The sequence below is a fragment of the Pseudomonas sp. CFBP 8771 genome (assembly GCF_014841695.1).
Lineage (GTDB): Bacteria > Pseudomonadota > Gammaproteobacteria > Pseudomonadales > Pseudomonadaceae > Aquipseudomonas > Aquipseudomonas baltica.
On record NZ_JACYUJ010000008.1, the window covers coordinates 66,043 to 84,979 of the forward strand.

Sequence of the window (18,937 nt, forward strand, 5' to 3'; positions counted from 1 at the left end):
CACTGCGCCAGGCATGCTCGACCTGCTCGCAGGAAAACACCCGGCAGATGTTTCAAGCGGCGATCACTTGAGGCTGCCGGACAAGAACTGCTGCAACCGCTCGGAACGCGGATTGGCCAGCACCTCGCGCGGGTCGCCGGTTTCTTCGACCAGGCCCTTGTGCAGAAACACCAACTGGTTCGACACCTCACGGGCGAAACCCATCTCGTGGGTCACGACGACCATGGTCCGCCCTTCCTGAGCCAGGGCCTGCATCACCTTGAGCACGTCACCCACCAGTTCCGGGTCGAGCGCCGAAGTCGGTTCGTCGAACAACATCACCTCGGGTTCCACCGCCAATGCACGGGCAATGGCGACACGCTGCTGCTCGCCACCGGACATGTGCCCCGGATAGGCATCCTTGCGGTGCGAGACCCCTACCTTGGCCAGATAATACTCGGCTTTTTCCAGCGCTTGCTTTTTCGATACGCCCAACACATGCACGGGCGCTTCGATGACGTTTTCCAGCGCGGTCATGTGCGACCACAGGTTGAAATGCTGGAACACCATCGACAGGCGCGAACGCAAGCGTTGCAGCTGCTTGGGGTCGGCTGCCCTGAGCGCCCCATCCTTGCCGGCAACCAGTTTGAGCTCTTCGTCGTTGAGCAGGATCTTGCCCGCGTGGGGCTGCTCGAGCAGGTTGATGCAACGCAGGAACGTGCTCTTGCCCGATCCGCTGGAGCCGATGATGCTGATCACATCGCCCGCCTTCGCCGCCAGCGAGACACCCTTGAGCACCTCATGCGAGCCATAGCGCTTGTGCAGGTCCTGAACTTGGAGTTTGTACATGATCGGGGGTCTCGCAAATCGGTCAGTCACGGGCCAGCGGCCCGTGGCGAAAAGGTTTTTGCTGCACGCGCTCAGTGCCTGCGCGGTGCCAGGTAGGCCAGCCAGCGGCGCTCGGCCAGCTTGAACAGGCGCACCAGAATGAACGTCAGGCACAGGTAGCACACACCCGCCGTGATGTAGGCTTCGAACGGCAGGTAATACTGGGCGTTCACCGTACGCGCTGCGCCGGTGATGTCGATCAGGGTCACGATCGAAGCCAGGCTGGTGGTCTGCAGCATCATGATCACTTCGTTGCTGTACTGCGGCAGCGCCCGGCGCAGTGCCGAGGGCAGCAGGATACGCCGGTACATCCCGGCCCTGGACATGCCCATGGCCTTGGCCGCTTCGATCTCGCCCGGTGGCGTGGCCCGCAGGCTGCCGGCGATGATTTCGGCGGTGTAGGCACTGGTATTGATGGCGAAGGCCAGGCAGGCGCAGAACGTGGCGCTCGACAACCAGGGCCAGAGCACGCTGTTGCGCACGGCCTCGAACTGGGCCAGACCGTAATAGATCAGAAACAGCTGCACCAGCATGGGCGTGCCACGGATCACGTAGGTGTAGAGCCACGCGATGCCGTTGACCAGCGGCTGCCGGGACACCCGCATCAAACCCAGCGGCAGCGCCACCAGCAGACCGAAGAACAGCGAAATCGCCAGCAGCTTCAAGGTTTCCAGCATACCGCTCATGTACAGCGGCAGGCTGTCCCAGACGACGTTGTAATCGAAGATCATAGCTCAGCCGCCTTGATGCCCACCGAGTAGCGTTTTTCGATGGCGCGCAGCAACAGCAGCGACACACTGGTGATGACCAGGTACATCGCCGCCACCGCGAGGAAGAAGGTGAACGGTTCGCGGGTGGCATCCGCCGCCTGCTTGGCCTTGAACATCATGTCCTGCAGGCCGACCACCGAAATCAATGCCGTGGCCTTGGTCAACACCAGCCAGTTATTGGTGACGCCGGGAATCGCCAGGCGAATCATCTGCGGCACCAGCACCCGGAAGAACACCTGCAGGCTGCTCATGCCATAGGCCATGCCGGCTTCGGCCTGGCCCTTGGGAATGGCCATGAACGCGCCGCGAAAGGTTTCCGACAGGTAGGCACCGAAGATGAAACCCAGGGTGAAGATACCGGCCAGCAGCGGATTGAGGTCGATGTAGTCGTCGTAACCCACCAACGGCGCCACGCGATTGAGGATGTCCTGGCCACCGTAGAAGATCAGCAGGATCAACACCAGATCGGGTATGCCACGAATCACCGTGGCGTACAGGTCACCCAGCCAGGCCAGCCAGCGTACCGGCGACAGGCGCAGGGCCACGCCGAACAGACCCAGCACGATGGCCAGTGCCATGGACGACAAGGCGAGCTGCAGCGTCAGCCAAGCGCCATCGAGAATGACGGCCCCGTAGCCTTTCAACATGTAGAGATCCTCGCCCGAAGAATGAAAAATGGTGCAGACCGCGGTTTCCCGCCGTTTGCACCATCAGTCAGGTGACGCCTGCCGGCTTATTTGCCGTAGATGTCGAAATCGAAGTACTTGTCCTGGATCTTCTTGTACTCGCCGTTGGCGCGAATGCCTTCGATGGCCGCGTTGATGCGATCCACGTTGGCCTTGTCGCCCTTGCGCACGGCGATACCGATGCCGTCACCGAAGTATTTCGGGTCGTTGACCGACGGGCCGACGAATGCGTAGCCCTTGCCGGCGTCGGTGTTGAGAAAACCGTCCTGCAACAGGGTGGCATCGGCCAGCGTGCCATCCAGTCGACCGGCGGCCACGTCCAGGTAGATCTCGTTCTGCGAGCCGTACGGCATCACTTCGACGCCCAGCGGCTTGAGCACCTCGGTGGCATACCGGTCATGGATGGTGCCGCGCTGCACGCCGATCTTCTTGCCTTTGAGCTCGGCCATGGAGTCGCTCACCTGGGTGCCGGACTTCATGACCAGACGCGCCGGAGTGGCGTAGTACTTGTTGGTGAAATCAACGGACTTCTTGCGGTCGTCGGTAATCGACATCGACGACAGGATGGCGTCGATCTTGCGGACCTTGAGGGCGGGAATGAGGCCGTCGAATTCCTGCTCGACCCAGGTGCACTTGACCTTCATCTCAGCGCACAGCGCGTTGCCGATGTCGTAGTCGAAACCGACGATGCTGCCATCCGGCGCCTTGGACGCGAACGGTGGGTAAGCGGCTTCGATACCGATCTTCAGCGGCTTTTCATCGGCGAACGAGGTCGCCGACAGCACGGACAGTGCCAATGCGCCAAACAGTGCAAGTTTCTTCATTGGGTGAGCTCCAGCGAAAATGGGCAGTATGGGCAAAGTGAGCGCAGGCCCAGAATGCGAAAAATGAGGCTGAACGGGCGACGCCACGAGGTACGGCGAGTGAGCGCATTTTAACGGCACTGTGCCAGTCGATATTTCTTCAATGCGACAAGTAGTTACAGAAGCACCGAGACACCCAGACCAAGGGATTGACAGCCCATGCCGATTGTGGCTGAGCAAAAAGACGCGCAACCTGTCCATCAAGCAATTAGCGCGCCCATTATTGGCAAAGCCTTGGCAGACGGCAAGCTTGGGGTTGTGGGAGATGTTGCATGTGACAGGCGATGGGGCCTTGGGTGGCACCCGTCGCGGCAATGGCGTTACCGCAGTAACGCCAGCGCTGCCTGAACAACCTTGCGGGCCCCTTAGCGGGCAGAGGCCCCCGAGGTCGCGTCAACTCACGCCGAAGCGCGATGCATTTCCTTGTGGGTGTCGATCAGCTGTTGCACCACCCCCGGATCAGCCAAGGTAGAGATGTCACCCAGCGAGTCGTACTCGGCCGTGGCGATCTTGCGCAGGATGCGCCGCATGATCTTGCCCGACCGCGTCTTGGGCAGCCCCGGCGCCCACTGGATCACATCCGGCGAGGCGATGGGGCCGATCTCCTTGCGCACCCAGTTCTTGAGCTCCAGGCGCAGTTCCTCGCTGGTCTGCTCGCCACCATTGAGCGTGACATAGACATAGATGCCCTGCCCTTTCAGCTCATGGGGAACGCCCACCACAGCGGCCTCGGCCACCTTGGGATGGGCCACCATCGCGCTTTCGATCTCGGCCGTGCCCATGCGGTGCCCGGAAACGTTGAGCACGTCATCGACTCGGCCGGTGATCCAGTAGTAGCCATCTTCGTCGCGACGCGCGCCGTCGCCGGTGAAGTACATGCCGCGAAAGGTCTTGAAATAGGTATCGACGAAACGATCATGGTCGCCGTAGAGGGTACGCGACTGGCCGGGCCACGAATCGAGAATCACCAGATTGCCCTCGGCAGCGCCGTCGATCAGGTTGCCCAGGTTGTCCACCAGCGCCGGCACCACGCCGAAGAACGGTTTGGTCGCCGAACCGGGCTTGAGGCCGATCGCACCCGGCAGCGGGCTGATCAGGATGCCGCCGGTTTCGGTCTGCCACCAGGTGTCGACGATCGGGCAGTTCTGCTTGCCGACCGTGTTGTAGTACCAGTTCCAGGCCTCGGGGTTGATCGGTTCGCCCACCGAACCCAGCAAGCGCAGGCTCGAGCCATCGGCGCCCTCGACTGCCTTGGTGCCCTCGGCCATCATCGCGCGGATAGCGGTGGGCGCGGTGTAGAGGATATTGACCTTGTGCTTGTCGATGATTTTCGAGACGCGGGTAATATCCGGGTAGTTGGGCACGCCTTCGAACAGCAAGGTGGTGGCACCGTTGGCCAGCGGGCCATAGACGATGTAGCTGTGGCCGGTGATCCAGCCGACGTCCGCCGTGCACCAGTAGACATCGCCCGGCTTGTAGTCGAACACTCGCTCATGGGTCAGCGCGGCGTACACCAGGTAACCGCCGGTGGTGTGCAGCACGCCCTTGGGCTTGCCGGTCGAGCCGGAGGTATAGAGGATGAACAGCGCTTCCTCGGCGCCCATTTCCTTCGGCGCGCAGGTGCTCGATGCCACCTCCAGCAGCGAGTGGTACCAGATGTCGCGATGACGGTTCCACTCGATCTCGCCACCGGTGCGCTTGCACACGATGACCTTCTGCACGCTGCTGGTTTCGGGGTTGGTCAGGGCGCGGTCGACGTTGGCCTTGAGCGCCGTTTTCCTGCCGCCCCGCAGGCCTTCGTCGGCGGTGATCACCACCTTGGACTGGCAATCAATGATGCGCCCCGCCAGCGCCTCGGGCGAGAAGCCACCGAACACCACCGAATGCACCGCGCCGATGCGGGTACAGGCGAGCATCGCCACCACCGCCTCGGGAATCATCGGCATGTACAGGGTCACCACGTCGCCGCGGTGCACATCCTGGCCGCGCAGGGCGTTGGCGAACTTGCACACCTCGGCGTGCAGCTCCCGGTAGGTGATGTGACGGCTTTCGGAAGGGTCGTCGCCTTCCCAGATGATCGCGACCTGATCACCGCGTTCGGCCAGGTGGCGGTCCAGGCAGTTGTAGGAGACGTTGAGGGTGCCGTCGGCGAACCATTTGATGTCGACATGGTGATCGTCGAACGAGGTCTGCTTGACCTTGGTGAAGGGCTTTATCCAATCGAGGCGCTGCGCCTGTTCGCGCCAGAAACCGTCCGGGTTGACCACGGACTGCTGGTACATGGCCTTGTAGGTCGCCTCATCGGTCAGCGTGGACGCCGCCACCTCTGGACGAACGGGATACAGGGAAGCCGCACTCATCTTTCATACCTCGGTTGAGTAGTTGTTGTTTTATACACCTGTTTTAAGGGTATCTGGCCCGTGCAGCCATTCGACGATGGTAGTACCGCTGCTTGCACCGATGCACGCCCAGACCCGCGGGATTAGTGCAGATTCGAATAAAACTGTTTATCCGAACCGGCTCTGTTTACCTCCATCGTGCACGCCTAGAATCGATTTCGCCAGCAACGGCACCGCGATCGACGAAGACTGCATCCCCCCACGAAGGCCTGTCGATCGCAACTTTCCCACTCTCAAGTTTCACACGTGACCTCACAAGGGCTGCGTGCACCCTGACGACTGCAAAACAGGAAAATAGACATGAAAGCTTTTTTGATTCTGGCGCTGATTGGCGCGAGCGGCATGGCCCTGGCCGATGAAACCACCACGGCTGCCACCGAAAAAACCACGGTGGAACCTTATGAGTATTCGCAGCACCCCGATATTGCTCACGTCATCTCGACTTCAGCGATTCCCAACGTCTGCGCCGTGGTCCCGGCACGCCTGACCTACGAAGATTCGCAGGGCAAGCGCCACATCATGGAATATCAGGTCATGGGCAACGGCTGTTCGAACAGCTGAACACCTCCCAGCGTCGGGGCTGCGGCCCCGCTGCTGGCCTGCACCAGAGCAACCCCGCCAGCAGCATCTGCATGAATCGCCACCCATCGCCGTCTCTCTTTTTGTGCCTCGTGCCTCTATCATGAGCGTCACGTAAGCCTGTCTTCATTTCTCGTGTGCGCCGGACACCCAGCCAGCCTGCCCGCACCTGCGCCCATCACCTGCTTCCGCGACGGATCTACCTATGCCCCACTCACAGCGCCCCATGACGGTCACGCTGCAAGTCGTTTCCATCGTGCTGTTCACCTTCATTGGCTACCTGAGCATCGGCATTCCCCTGGCGGTATTGCCCGGCTTCGTCCACAGCGATCTGGGCTACGGCGCGGTGATCGCTGGCCTGGTGATCAGCGTTCAATACCTCGCCACCCTGCTCAGCCGCCCCCAGGCGAGCAAGATCATCGACAACCTGGGCAGCAAGAAGGCCGTGATCTACGGATTGGTCGGCTGCGGCATCAGCGGGTTGTTCATGCTGCTGGCCGGCTGGCTGCAAAGCTGGCCGGCACTGAGCCTCACCAGCCTGCTGCTGGGTCGGGTGTTGCTCGGGTCGGCGGAAAGCCTGGTGGGCTCCGGTTCCATTGGCTGGGGGATTGGCCGCGTCGGGGCAGTCAACACCGCCAAGGTCATCTCCTGGAACGGCATTGCCAGCTACGGCGCCCTGGCCATCGGTGCGCCGCTGGGCGTGCTGATGGTCAAGCATCTGGGCCTGTGGAGCATGGGTGCGAGCATCATCGTGCTGGCTGGCGTGGGCATCGCCCTGGCCTGGAACAAGCTTCCCGCACCCGTGGTGGCCGGCGAGCGGCTACCGTTCCTGCACGTGCTGGGCCGCGTGCTGCCCCATGGCACCGGGCTGGCCCTGGGCGGTATCGGCTTCGGCACCATCGCCACCTTCATCACCCTTTACTACGCCAGCAATGCCTGGGACAACGCGGCACTGTGCCTGAGCCTGTTCGGTGCCAGCTTTATCCTCGCCCGGCTGCTGTTCGGCAACCTGATCAACCGCATCGGCGGTTTTCGGGTGGCGATCGTATGCCTCAGCGTGGAAACCCTGGGCTTGTTGCTGCTGTGGCTTGCGCCCAGCCAGGAGCTGGCCATGGCTGGCGCGGCGTTGACCGGGTTCGGATTTTCCCTGGTATTTCCAGCGCTCGGCGTCGAAGCGGTCAATCTGGTGCCGGCGTCCAGCCGCGGTGCGGCCGTGGGGGCCTACTCGCTGTTCATCGACATGTCGCTGGGCATCACCGGACCAGTGGCAGGCGCCATCGCCGCAGGCTACGGCTTCAGCGCGATCTTCCTGTTTGCCGCCGTGGCTGCGTGCGCCGGCCTGGGCCTGACCTTCTATCTATACCGGCGAGCGGCAAGCCTGCCACCAGCGCAAGACAAGCTGGTCTAGAACGGCATGATCTAGAAATCGATCCTGCCACGCCCGGCCTTGATCGCCCCGCGTTTGGTCTTGCCTTCCAGGCGGCGAGTCTTGGAGCCCAGCGTGGGCTTGGTCGGCCGGCGCTTCTTCTCCACCTTGGTGGCCAGCAGAATCAGCTCGCGCAGGCGCTGCAGGGCGTCGGCGCGGTTTTGCTCCTGGGTGCGAAACTGCTGCGCCTTGATGACGATCACGCCATCGCCGGTGATCCGGCTGTCGCGCAGCGCCAACAAGCGCTCCTTGTAGAACGGCGGCAGCGACGAAGCGCCGATGTCGAAGCGCAGGTGCACCGCACTGGAAACCTTGTTGACGTTCTGCCCACCCGCGCCTTGTGCGCGGATGGCGCTGAGTTCGATTTCAGCGTCGGGCAGATGGACGGCGTTGGAGATTTCCAGCATGCAGCGCTCCGGTCAGGACGAGGGGTTCGACTTGAGGCGATAACACAGGTACATCCCGCCGATCCACAGAGGAATGGCATACACCGACACGCGGATGCCGGGAATCATCAGCATGATGATCAGGATGAACGCCACGAACGCCAGGCACAGGTAGTTGCCGTACGGATACCACAACGCCTTGAACAGCGGCACCTGGCCCTGGCGCTGCAAGTGCTGGCGAAACTTGAGGTGCGAGTAGCTGATCATCGCCCAGTTGATCACCAGGGTCGCCACCACCAACGACATCAACAGCTCGAGCGCCTGCTGCGGCACGAAGTAGTTCAATGCCACGGCCACCAGCGTGATCGCCGCCGACACCAGCAGCGCCCGAACCGGCACGCCACGGCCATCCACCTTGGCCAGTGCACGCGGCGCGTCGCCCTGCTCGGCCATGCCCAGCAGCATGCGGCTGTTGCAATAGGTGCCGCTGTTGTACACCGACAAGGCTGCGGTCAGTACCACGAAGTTGAGCACGTGGGCAGCCGTGTCGCTGCCCAGCATCGAGAACACCTGCACGAACGGGCTGCCGCTGTAGGCATCGCCCGAGGCATTCAGGCTGGCCAGCAGACCGTCCCACGGGGTCAGCGACAACAGCACCACCAGCGCGCCGATGTAGAAGATCAGAATGCGGTAGATCACCTGATTGATGGCCTTGGGAATCACCGTCTTCGGGCTGTCGGCCTCGGCCGCCGTAAAGCCGAGCATTTCCAGGCCACCGAAGGAGAACATGATGATCGCCAGGGCCATGACCAACCCGCCTACACCGTTGGGAAAGAAACCACCGTGGGCCCAGAGGTTGCTGACCCTGGCCTGAGGGCCGCCGTCACCGCTGACCAGCAGATAGCTGCCCAGGGCAATCATGCCGACGATCGCCGCAACCTTGATGATGGCGAACCAGAACTCGGTTTCGCCGAAGACCTTGACGTTGGTCAGGTTGATGGCATTGATCATCAGGAAGAACACTGCGGCGGACACCCAAGTAGGGATTTCCGGCCACCAGTAATGTACGTACTTGCCGACGGCGGTCAGCTCGGACATGCCTACCAGGATATACAGCACCCAGCAGTTCCAGCCGGACAGAAAACCGGGAAACCGGCCCCAGTAGCTGTGGGCGAAGTGACTGAAAGAACCGGCAACCGGTTCCTCGACGATCATTTCGCCCAGCTGACGCATGATCAGGAAGGCAATGAAGCCGCAGATGGCATAGCCCAGGATCATCGACGGGCCGGCGGACTTGAGCACGCCTGCCGAACCCAGGAACAGCCCGGTACCGATGGCACCGCCCAGAGCGATCAGTTGGATGTGGCGATTCTTCAGCCCACGCTTGAGCTGGTTTTGTTCAGTCATCAGGGAGCAGTCACTTCTTCGACGTTCGAGGTATCAAGAGTGCAATGGTCCGCCGCAGGCAAACCTTGTGGGAGCGGGTCTCTGCCCGCGAAGAGGCCCCCACCGACACCCCACAAAAAAACGCCAACCCTGGAAGGTTGGCGCACGTGGACATCAGTTGTCCTTACTCAGGCTTGGGCTTGCGACGGCCGAAGCCGGGACGCTGACCGGTGCCAGCGGCCGGGCCACGACGATTGCCCGACGGCGCGTCGTCCACCAGCTTGATGCCCGGGCGCTTTGCAGCGGGCTTGGCACCCGGCTTGCCGGCAGGCCTGGCTGGACGCTTGTTCATGTCCGCCGGACGCTCGGCCACGGCACTGCCACGACCGCTGTCCTTGCGCGCAGCCGGCGCCGAATCACCGCGTGGCTGACGGGCTGGACGCTGCTCGCCGGACGGCGCCGAATCGCCGCGCGGCTGGCGAGCCGGGCGTTGGTCGGTGGACGGCGCGCCGTCCTGGGCAGGACGCAAGGTGCGCACGCGCTCGCCGCGGCCCATCGGGCGCGAGGATTTGCGCTGCATGCGCTCCAGCTTGTCCTTGGTCTTGGTGGTCATCGACGGCATGGCCACGGCGGTCAGGCCGACTTCGGCGCTCAGGGTATCGACTTCACCCTGGGTCAGCTCGCGCCAACGACCCATCGGCAGGTCGGAGTTGAGGAATACCGGACCGAAGCGCACGCGCTTCAGGCGGCTGACCACCAACCCCTGGGATTCCCACAGGCGACGCACTTCGCGGTTGCGGCCTTCCATCACCACGCAGTGGTACCAGTGGTTGAAGCCTTCGCCACCCGGTGCCTGCTGGATATCGGTGAAGCGAGCGGGCCCATCTTCCAGGATGACGCCGTTCTTGAGGCGCAGCAGCATGTCGTCATCGACTTCGCCGCGTACGCGCACCGCGTACTCACGGTCCATTTCGAACGAGGGATGCATCAGGCGGTTGGCCAACTCGCCGTCGGTGGTGAACATCAGCAGCCCGGTGGTATTGATGTCCAGGCGGCCGACGTTGATCCAGCGGCCTTCGCGCGGGCGCGGCAGGCGGTCGAATACGGTCGGGCGGCCTTCGGGGTCGTCGCGGGTGCAGATTTCGCCGTCGGGCTTGTTGTAGATGATCACGCGGCGCACGGTTTCCGAGGCTTCCTCGCGCTTGATCACCTTGCCATCGACGGTGATGGCGTCGTGCAGGTCGACGCGCTGGCCGAGGGTTGCGACCTTGGCGTTGACCTTGATTCGGCCTTCGCTGATCCACGCCTCGACGTCTCGGCGCGAACCCACGCCGATACGGGCCAATACTTTCTGCAGTTTTTCGCCGGCAGGGCCGATTTCCTGGCTGCCGTCTTGCTGATCGAGATCTTTCATCGTAAGCACCTCCCGGTGGGTCGAATTGAATGCTGCTCGGCGCAGGCGCGCCGGAGGGCCGCGAATGATACGCGCAACACGGCGCCTGCGCATCAAAGGCTAGCCGATTTTTTCAGGCTTTCTTCTTTTTCCGCTTGGCGGTGCCTTTCATGTCTTTCAGGCGCTGCACCGCCTGCGCGTTCACGTCGCGCCGCTCGTCTTTGTCCATCTTCTTCCAGGCCTTGCACTCAGGCTTGGTGCGGCCACAGGCAATACACGTCTCGTCAGTGAACTTGCAGACGCTGATACAGGGGTTCTTGCTGCTCATGGGACGGGGCACCGGTGCGCGACTGGAGGGATAAGGCTCTGACAACGGCCAGCGCCGAATGCGCCATTTTCTTTGAACGCAGCAGGCTCGAACCTATCCGGCGGCACTCGTTGAAACCCGTTGAAAACTGACAAGCGCCACTGAGGAAACGCTGAACTAAATAATGATTCACACACGTTAAAAATGAAAAATCATATTCATTCTTCTGCCTGTCGAAGTTCTCAGCATGTGCTTAACTTTTTTTAACCGGGGGTCGCGCCATGCGCCTGCAACACGGGTAATGATTAGAACAACTTATTCATTGAATACGAGGTGCAGCATGAACGCCAAAGACTTTAAGCCGTTTGATTTTTCAACCGTCAAACGAGATCAGAAGAACAGCGTAGCCAGCGTCGCGGACCTGACAGTGGAGTTCAGTCATATCCCTGCCCGATACGCCAGCGAGTTTCCAAACAGACAGGTCGTTTTCAAAGATGTACAGATTTTCGAAACCGCCCGGGGTGTGACGTTTTCAGCGAACTATGTTCCCGATCGCGGCAGTCACTGGGAGTTCATGATAAACACACCCACGTCCCCAGGCTTCCACACCATTGGCGCTCAAGGATCGGCATACGCCGGGTTGCGTCACGGGGGACACGAGATGCACTTGTTCGATTACGACACCGTCGAGCTGAAAGCCTACATGCCAGACAGCATCTATCAGGCAAGGCTCGTCAATGCAGGTCAAGCCGGGGAGGACGGTTTCCAACTAAGCCTGGCTTCCAATGTGCAGGAGGACTGAGTCTCGAAAAAATCCAGACACAAAAAAAGCGACCCGAAGGTCGCTTTCTTTGTTTGCCTCAAGGAGTTCAAGGGCCTCGAAGCTTTGTATGGCGCAGCGGACGGGACTCGAACCCGCGACCCCCGGCGTGACAGGCCGGTATTCTAACCGACTGAACTACCGCTGCGTATCGCTCGGACTTGCGTCCGTTTGAAACCTGTTGACCCAGAACTTCGAAGTTCTCGATCGCTGACCCGGCGAACCGAGTCAGTGTATAAAATGGCGCAGCGGACGGGACTCGAACCCGCGACCCCCGGCGTGACAGGCCGGTATTCTAACCGACTGAACTACCGCTGCGCAGTGTGTGCTCTCTTGTTTCAGCACGTGTTGCTCTTCGTTGCGTTCTCAGCTGCATTCTAACGAAATGGTGGGTGATGACGGGATCGAACCGCCGACCCTCTGCTTGTAAGGCAGATGCTCTCCCGGCTGAGCTAATCACCCTTTGCTTCGCTGAGGCCGCGAAATTTACGCAGGTACCGAACCTAAGTCAATACCCTGTATGAAGTTTTTTTGAAAAAGGTGTTAAATGTCAGAGCTTGTGAAACCTTGCGGGCCTCTTCGCGGGCAGAGCCCGCTCCCACAGGATCCTCAGATGAACTGGGTTTGTGTGGGAGCGAGGCGGGCGGCGAGCCCTCTGCCCGCGAAGAGGCCTTCAGCCCTTACAACGCAGCCAGCCCGCGCGCCAGATCGGCCTGCAGGTCGCCAACGTCTTCCAGGCCTACCGCCACCCGGATCAAGCTGTCGCGAATCCCTGCCGCTTCGCGTTCGGCGGGCGACAGGCGCCCGTGCGACGTGGTGGCCGGGTGGGTGATGGTGGTCTTGCTGTCACCCAGGTTGGCGGTGATCGAGATCAGGCGGGTTGCATCGATGAAGCGCCAGGCGCCCTCCTTGCCTCCCTTGACCTCGAAACTGACCACGGCGCCGAAGCCTTTGGTCTGACGCTTGGCCAGTTCATGCTGAGGGTGGCTCGGCAGGCCCGAGTAATGCACCTTCTCGATGCCATCCTGCGCCTCCAGCCATTGCGCCAGCACCTGCGCGCTGGCGCAATGGGCGCGCATGCGCAGGTTCAGGGTTTCCAGGCCCTTGAGGAAGATCCAGGCGTTGAACGGGCTCAAGGTAGAGCCAGCGGTGCGCAGGTAACCCAGCACCTCGTTCATTTCCTTGCTGCGACCGCACACGGCGCCACCCATGCAACGACCCTGGCCGTCGATGAACTTGGTCGCCGAGTGCACGACGATGTCGGCACCCAACGCCAGCGGCTGCTGCAGCGCCGGTGTGCTGAAGCAGTTGTCGACCACCAGCATGGCGCCCTTGGCCCGGGCCACGGCGCTCAAGGCCGTGATGTCGACCAACTCGGCCAGCGGGTTGGACGGCGACTCGACGAACAGCAGCCTGGTATTGGCCTTGATGGCCCGTTCCCAGCCGCTGACGTCGGCCAACGGCACGTAGTCCACTTCGATGCCGAAGCGCTTGAAGTACTTCTCGAACAAGCTGATGGTCGAGCCGAACACGCTCTGCGACACCAGCACGTGGTCGCCCGCGCTGCACAGGCTCATGACCACGGCAGTGATCGCCGCCATGCCCGTGGCGAAGCCGACCGCCTGTTCGGCGCCTTCCAGGGCGGCCAGGCGCTCTTCGAAGGAGCGCACGGTGGGGTTGGTGTAGCGCGAGTAGACATTGCCCGGCACTTCGCCGGCAAAACGCGCCGCGGCATCGGCCGCAGTACGGAAAACATAGCTGGAAGTGAAGAACAGCGGATCACTGTGTTCGCCTTCCGGCGTGCGGTGCTGGCCGGCGCGAACCGCCAGGGTGTCGAACGACACCCCTTCGAGATCGCTATCCAGTCGCCCGGCATCCCATTCCTGTGTCATGCCGTTGCTCCCATTCAGTTGTTGTAGAGGTCTATGATCGCGCTGACCGCATGCGACTTGCTCTTGTTGGAGTCGTTGCGCGCCTGCTCGATCTTGTTCAGATAGAACGCGTCGATATCGCCGGTGACGTACTTGCCGTCGAACACCGCGCAGTCGAAGTTCTCGATCTTGACCTTGCCACCACCGACCGCGTCGATCAGGTCGGGCAGGTCCTGGTAGATCAGCCAGTCGGCGCCGATCAGATCGGCCACTTCCTGGGTGCTGCGGTTGTGCGCGATCAACTCATGCGCACTCGGCATGTCGATGCCGTAGACGTTCGGGTAGCGCACGGCTGGAGCAGCCGAGCAGAAATAGACGTTCTTGGCGCCGGCTTCGCGGGCCATCTGGATGATCTGCTTGCAGGTGGTGCCGCGCACGATCGAATCGTCCACCAGCATCACGTTCTTGCCGCGGAACTCCAGCTCGATGGCATTGAGCTTCTGACGTACCGATTTCTTGCGCGCGGCCTGGCCGGGCATGATGAAGGTACGACCGATGTAGCGATTCTTGACGAAGCCTTCGCGAAACTTCACGCCCAGGTGGTTGGCCAGCTCCAGGGCCGCGGTGCGGCTGGTGTCCGGAATCGGGATGACCACGTCGATGTCGTGTTCCGGGCGTTCGCGCAAAATCTTGTCGGCCAGCTTCTCGCCCATGCGCAGGCGTGCCTTGTAGACCGAGATACCGTCGATGATCGAGTCAGGGCGGGCCAGGTACACATGCTCGAAGATGCACGGTGCGTACTGGGGGTTGGGTGCGCATTGGCGGGTGTGCAGCTTGCCGTCTTCGGTGATGTACACCGCCTCGCCCGGCGCCAGGTCGCGGATCAGGGTGAAGCCGAGTACGTCCAGGGACACGCTTTCGGAGGCGATCATGTATTCCACGCCTTCGTCGGTGTGGCGCTGGCCGAACACGATCGGACGGATCGCGTGCGGGTCACGGAAACCGACGATGCCGTAGCCGGTGATCATGGCCACCACTGCGTAGCCACCGGTGCAGCGCTTGTGCACGTCGGTGACGGCGGCGAACACGTCTTCCTCGGTAGGCTGCAGCTTGCCGCGCACGGCCAGTTCGTGGGCGAACACGTTGAGCAGCACCTCGGAGTCCGAGCTGGTGTTGACGTGACGCAGGTCCGATTCGTAGATTTCCTTGGCCAGCTGCTCGACGTTGGTCAGGTTGCCGTTGTGCGCCAGGGTGATGCCATAGGGCGAATTGACGTAGAACGGCTGGGCCTCGGCCGAGGTCGAGCTGCCCGCCGTGGGATAGCGCACATGGCCGATGCCCATGTGCCCGACCAGCCGCTGCATATGGCGCTGCTGGAAAACGTCCCGTACCAGCCCGTTGTCCTTGCGCAGGAACAACTTGCCATCGCTACTGGTAACGATACCGGCAGCATCCTGGCCGCGGTGTTGGAGGACCGTTAGCGCGTCATACAGCGCTTGATTGACGTTCGACTTACCGACGATACCGACGATGCCACACATGCGACGCAACCCCTACTTAATGAATCTGAACTGAGCACCACTCACTGCGCCTTGTTGGCCGGCAAGAGGTGTTCCTTGAACGGAATGTCAGCCGGTGCGCTGATTCCGCTGGCGAGCCACTGGCTGGACATCCCCAGAATGAGGTTTTTCGACCAGTCAGCAACCAAAAGAAATTGGGGCAGGAGCCGTGATTCCTGCCACCACGAATCCTGTTGAACGGGCCCCAGGCTCATCAGCCCGGCGGCCACCACCACCAGCAGGCCACCGCGCGCGGCGCCGAAGACCATGCCCAGGAAGCGGTCGGTGCCCGACAGCCCGGTGACGCGAATGAGTTCGCCGATCAGGTAGTTGACCATGGCGCCGACCAGCAGGGTGGCCACGAACAGTACGGCACACCCGGCGATGACACGCGCGGATGGGGTCTGGATGTAGTTTTCGAAATAACCGGCGAGGGAACCACCGAACAGCCAGGCCACGCCACCTGCGACTATCCACGTGACCAGCGACAGGGCTTCCTTGACGAAGCCGCGTGTCAAGCTGATCAGTGCGGAGATGGCGATGATCGCGATGATCGCCCAGTCGACCCAGGTAAATGCCACGGTGCGGCCTGCATACGGATAAGGCGGCGCATTTTAGCAGAGCGCGGGCGCGGGAGTAAGCGGCGATTGTCGTCTGCACCGCAGCGCGCCACTTCGCGGCCGCTGACCGCTCCTACAGCTTCCCGTAGGAGCGGTCAGCGGCCGCGAAGGGAGCGCCACGGCTCCACGGCTGACGAAGACTCAGCCGCGCTCGGGCTCGAAACGTACCACGAACCCCTGCAGCTTCTGCTGGCGGTTGATCACGTCACGCAGGCGCTCGGCCTCGGCGCGCTCGACCAATGGACCGACGAACACCCGGTTCTTGCCATCGGCCGTACGCACGTAGGCGTTGTATCCCTGCGCACGCAGGCTCTTCTGCAAGCTGTCGGCACCGGCGCGGTTGGACAGGCTGGCCAATTGCACCGACCAGCTGACCGGCAGCCCATTGGGGTCGATCTTGCTGCCGGTGTCCGTCTTGGCGACCGGTGGCACCTTGGCCGCAGCGATGGGCGCGGAAGGCTGCACCGATTCCACCGGCTTCTTGGCAGGTGTGGCAGGCGCGGCAGGCACCGACTGGATCGGCTGGCTAGGCGGGGCAGCCTGCGTCGCGGCCTGCGCTGGAACCGGCTCCGTCTCGATGATCTGCGGCTCGGGCACGGCAACCGGCTCGACCTGCACCTGAGGCGCGGCCGGGGCCTGCGGCGCTGCCGGGGCTTGTACCTGAACCTGGCGCACGGTTTGATCCTCACGCGAAAACAGCATCGGCAGGAAAATCACCGCCAGCGCGATCAGCACAAGGGCGCCGATCATGCGCTGCTTGAACACCTTATTGGGCAATGCCATCCACGTTCTCCCGTTCTACGTTGCCATACATCCATTTCAGGGCCTGGGCGACACAGTGGAACGAGCCGAACACCAGAATCTCGTCACCCTCGCCTGCGGCTTCGCACTGCGCTTCGAGCGCATCGGCGAGGCTGCCATGAGACGTCGTGGCAGCGCCAAGGTTCAGGAGCGCGGCGTCGAGTTCGGCGGCCGGACGACTGCGCGGTGTTTTCAGTGGTGCGACTGCCCAGTGCGCGATGACGGCTGTCAGCGGCTCGATCACCCCGACCAGGTCTTTGTCGGCGAGCAGGCCGAACACGGCCAGACGCCGCCCCGCAAGAGGCTGGCGCGCCAGACGCTCGGCCAGAAAGCGAGCGGCGTGCGGGTTGTGGCCCACGTCGAGAAGAATTTCGACCGGCTTGCCGGCGTAACTCACCCGGTGACGGTCCAGGCGGCCGGCCACGCGGGTGTGCGCCAGCGCCCAACCCATACGTGCAGCGTCACGCGGCAGATCGAGTGCCACATAGGCCTGCAGGGCCAACGCGGCGTTTTCCAGCGGCAGGCTGGGCAATGGCAACGACAGCAGCTCGACCGGGTAGCCTTCGACATCCACCCCGCGCCACGACCAGTGATCGCCTTGCGCGATGAAGTCGTAGTCGCGGCCGCGCAGATAGAACGGGCAACCCAACGTGGCAACCTGCTCGAGCAATGGCTGCGGAGGGTCGATATCGCCACACAGTGCTGGCACGCCAGCACGCAGGATGCCGGCCTTCTCGAACGCCACCGACTCGCGGGTATCCCCCAGGTACTCGGCATGGTCCAGACCGATGCTGGTGACCACGGCCACATCGGCATCTACCAGGTTGACCGCATCGAGCCGACCGCCCAGGCCCACTTCCAGCACCACGGCATCGAGCTCGGCGCGCTGGAACAGCCAAAGCGCGGCCAGGGTGCCCATCTCGAAATAGGTCAGGGTAGTGGCGCCGCGCGCCGCTTCCACGGCGGTGAACGCCTGGCACAACTGGGCATCGGTGGCCTGCTGGCCGTCGATCAGCACTCGTTCGTTGTAGCGCAGCAGATGCGGCGAGGCGTAGACCCCCACTTTCAGATCGCGATCCTGCATCAGCGCCGCGATGAACGCGCAGGTCGACCCCTTGCCGTTGGTCCCGGTCACCGTGACCACACGCTCGGCTGGCTTGCCCAGGCCCAGGCGCTGCGCGACTTCGCGGCAACGGTCCAGGCCCATGTCGATGGCCGAAGGGTGCAGCTGCTCCAGATAGGCGAGCCACTGGCTCAGGCTGCGCTCGGTCATACGTTGGCGGGCGCCGGTGGAACCACAATGGGCTCGATCGGGGCGGCCACGTAGGTAGGCGTCGGCAGGCCCATGAACTGGGCCAGCAGGCTGCCCAGGCGCGGGCGCAGTTCCTGGCGCGAAATGATCATGTCGATCGCACCGTGCTCGATGAGGAATTCGCTGCGCTGGAAGCCTTCCGGAAGTTTTTCGCGCACGGTCTGCTCGATCACCCGCGGGCCGGCAAAACCGATCAGCGCCTTGGGCTCGGCGACGATCACGTCACCGAGCATGGCCAGGCTGGCGGAAACGCCGCCGTAGACCGGATCGGTCAGCACCGAGATGAACGGAATGCCTTCTTCGCGCAAACGCGCCAGGACTGCTGAGGTCTTGGCCATCTGCATCAGCGAAATCAGCGCTTCCTGCATGCGCGCACCACCGGAGGCGGCAAAGCAGATCATCGGGCAACGGTTTTCCAGGGCGTAGTTGGCGGCACGCACGAAGCGCTCGCCGACGATGGCACCCATGGAGCCACCCATGAACGAGAATTCGAAGGCGCTGGCCACCACGGGCATGCCCAGCAAGGTGCCGCTCATGGAGATCAGCGCATCCTTTTCGCCCGTCTGCTTCTGCGCTGCAGTCAGGCGATCCTTGTACTTCTTGCCATCACGAAACTTCAGGCGATCGACCGGTTCCAGATCGGCACCCAGCTCGGCGCGGCCATCTTCGTCGAGGAAGATGTTCAGACGCGCACGTGCACCGATGCGCATGTGGTGGTTGCACTTGGGACAGACGTCGAGGGTCTTCTCCAGCTCCGGACGGTACAGCACTGCTTCGCAGGACGGACACTTGTGCCACAGGCCTTCGGGCACCGAGCTTTTCTTCACTTCCGATCGCATGATCGAAGGGATCAGCTTGTCTACCAACCAGTTGCTCATGCTTTATTTCTCCA

18 protein-coding genes and 3 tRNA genes are annotated in these 18,937 nt (G+C 62.4%); 3 read left to right on the top strand and 18 right to left on the bottom strand.

Annotation, left to right across the window (positions count from 1 at the left end; translation table 11 throughout):
• Window positions 1–63: 63 nt before the first annotated feature.
• The 5 genes from IFT80_RS18630 to acs form a co-directional block, all read right to left on the bottom strand.
• Window positions 64–828, bottom strand: coding sequence for an ABC transporter ATP-binding protein (locus IFT80_RS18630; RefSeq protein WP_185794328.1), 765 nt, complete (start codon window positions 826–828; stop codon window positions 64–66).
• Between the two features lie 71 nt (window positions 829–899).
• Complete coding sequence (locus IFT80_RS18635) at window positions 900–1,598, bottom strand: ABC transporter permease (protein ID WP_122476385.1); 699 nt, start codon at window positions 1,596–1,598, stop codon at window positions 900–902.
• Window positions 1,595–2,284 (bottom strand): ABC transporter permease, encoded by a 690-nt coding sequence (locus IFT80_RS18640; RefSeq protein ID WP_122476387.1) that lies wholly within the window; start codon window positions 2,282–2,284, stop codon window positions 1,595–1,597. The genes IFT80_RS18635 and IFT80_RS18640 overlap by 4 nt, the downstream gene beginning before the upstream one ends.
• An 86-nt stretch (window positions 2,285–2,370) precedes the next feature.
• On the bottom strand, window positions 2,371–3,147 hold the full coding sequence (locus IFT80_RS18645; protein ID WP_185794327.1) for an ABC transporter substrate-binding protein: 777 nt from the start codon (window positions 3,145–3,147) through the stop codon (window positions 2,371–2,373).
• 437 nt (window positions 3,148–3,584) lie between these two features.
• Window positions 3,585–5,546: an acetate--CoA ligase gene (gene acs, locus IFT80_RS18650; protein ID WP_122476391.1), complete on the bottom strand. Its 1,962-nt coding sequence runs from the start codon at window positions 5,544–5,546 to the stop codon at window positions 3,585–3,587.
• A gap of 339 nt (window positions 5,547–5,885) precedes the next feature.
• Here acs and IFT80_RS18655 point away from each other — a divergent pair, with 339 nt between their 5' ends.
• Together IFT80_RS18655 and IFT80_RS18660 are read left to right on the top strand one after the other, a co-directional pair.
• Window positions 5,886–6,146 (top strand): DUF2790 domain-containing protein, encoded by a 261-nt coding sequence (locus IFT80_RS18655; protein WP_122476393.1) that lies wholly within the window; start codon window positions 5,886–5,888, stop codon window positions 6,144–6,146.
• Between the two features lie 223 nt (window positions 6,147–6,369).
• Complete coding sequence (locus IFT80_RS18660) at window positions 6,370–7,572, top strand: MFS transporter (protein WP_192138070.1); 1,203 nt, start codon at window positions 6,370–6,372, stop codon at window positions 7,570–7,572.
• A gap of 11 nt (window positions 7,573–7,583) precedes the next feature.
• On the opposite strand, the gene arfB is transcribed toward IFT80_RS18660, so the two are convergent.
• The 4 genes from arfB to IFT80_RS18680 all read right to left on the bottom strand — a co-directional run bounded on the left by arfB (window position 7,584) and on the right by IFT80_RS18680 (window position 11,083).
• Entirely contained in the window at window positions 7,584–7,997 is a 414-nt protein-coding gene (gene arfB / locus IFT80_RS18665; protein WP_122476397.1) for an alternative ribosome rescue aminoacyl-tRNA hydrolase ArfB, read from the bottom strand.
• Between the two features lie 12 nt (window positions 7,998–8,009).
• Window positions 8,010–9,383: an amino acid permease gene (locus tag IFT80_RS18670; protein WP_192138071.1), complete on the bottom strand. Its 1,374-nt coding sequence runs from the start codon at window positions 9,381–9,383 to the stop codon at window positions 8,010–8,012.
• A 163-nt stretch (window positions 9,384–9,546) separates the two neighbouring features.
• Window positions 9,547–10,776, bottom strand: coding sequence for a 23S rRNA pseudouridine(2605) synthase RluB (gene rluB / locus IFT80_RS18675; RefSeq protein WP_122476400.1), 1,230 nt, complete (start codon window positions 10,774–10,776; stop codon window positions 9,547–9,549).
• Between the two features lie 112 nt (window positions 10,777–10,888).
• On the bottom strand, window positions 10,889–11,083 hold the full coding sequence (locus tag IFT80_RS18680; protein ID WP_122476402.1) for a DUF1289 domain-containing protein: 195 nt from the start codon (window positions 11,081–11,083) through the stop codon (window positions 10,889–10,891).
• Window positions 11,084–11,402: 319 nt separating this feature from the next.
• Here IFT80_RS18680 and IFT80_RS18685 point away from each other — a divergent pair, with 319 nt between their 5' ends.
• A complete protein-coding gene (locus IFT80_RS18685; protein WP_122476404.1) occupies window positions 11,403–11,864 on the top strand; it encodes a hypothetical protein in 462 nt (153 codons plus the stop codon).
• 89 nt (window positions 11,865–11,953) lie between these two features.
• Here the strand turns inward: IFT80_RS18685 and IFT80_RS18690 are convergent.
• The 9 genes from IFT80_RS18690 to accD all read right to left on the bottom strand — a co-directional run bounded on the left by IFT80_RS18690 (window position 11,954) and on the right by accD (window position 18,923).
• Window positions 11,954–12,030, bottom strand: a tRNA-Asp gene (locus IFT80_RS18690).
• A gap of 93 nt (window positions 12,031–12,123) precedes the next feature.
• Window positions 12,124–12,200 (bottom strand) — tRNA-Asp (locus IFT80_RS18695).
• A 68-nt stretch (window positions 12,201–12,268) separates the two neighbouring features.
• Window positions 12,269–12,344, bottom strand: a tRNA-Val gene (locus tag IFT80_RS18700).
• 218 nt (window positions 12,345–12,562) lie between these two features.
• Window positions 12,563–13,774 carry an O-succinylhomoserine sulfhydrylase gene (locus IFT80_RS18705; protein ID WP_122476405.1) on the bottom strand — a complete coding sequence of 404 codons (1,212 nt, stop codon included), beginning with the start codon at window positions 13,772–13,774 and terminating at the stop codon, window positions 12,563–12,565.
• 14 nt (window positions 13,775–13,788) lie between these two features.
• Complete coding sequence (gene purF / locus IFT80_RS18710; protein WP_122476407.1) at window positions 13,789–15,294, bottom strand: amidophosphoribosyltransferase; 1,506 nt, start codon at window positions 15,292–15,294, stop codon at window positions 13,789–13,791.
• Window positions 15,295–15,335: 41 nt separating this feature from the next.
• Window positions 15,336–15,893: a CvpA family protein gene (locus tag IFT80_RS18715; protein WP_122476408.1), complete on the bottom strand. Its 558-nt coding sequence runs from the start codon at window positions 15,891–15,893 to the stop codon at window positions 15,336–15,338.
• 180 nt (window positions 15,894–16,073) lie between these two features.
• Window positions 16,074–16,715 carry an SPOR domain-containing protein gene (locus tag IFT80_RS18720; RefSeq protein WP_192138072.1) on the bottom strand — a complete coding sequence of 214 codons (642 nt, stop codon included), beginning with the start codon at window positions 16,713–16,715 and terminating at the stop codon, window positions 16,074–16,076.
• The gene (gene folC, locus IFT80_RS18725; protein ID WP_192138073.1) at window positions 16,699–18,006 is read right to left on the bottom strand and encodes a bifunctional tetrahydrofolate synthase/dihydrofolate synthase; all 1,308 of its coding nucleotides are present in this window, start codon (window positions 18,004–18,006) and stop codon (window positions 16,699–16,701) included. The genes IFT80_RS18720 and folC overlap by 17 nt, the downstream gene beginning before the upstream one ends.
• The gene (gene accD, locus IFT80_RS18730; protein WP_122476414.1) at window positions 18,003–18,923 is read right to left on the bottom strand and encodes an acetyl-CoA carboxylase, carboxyltransferase subunit beta; all 921 of its coding nucleotides are present in this window, start codon (window positions 18,921–18,923) and stop codon (window positions 18,003–18,005) included. Before accD ends, folC begins: the two co-directional genes overlap by 4 nt.
• Window positions 18,924–18,937 lie beyond the last annotated feature (14 nt).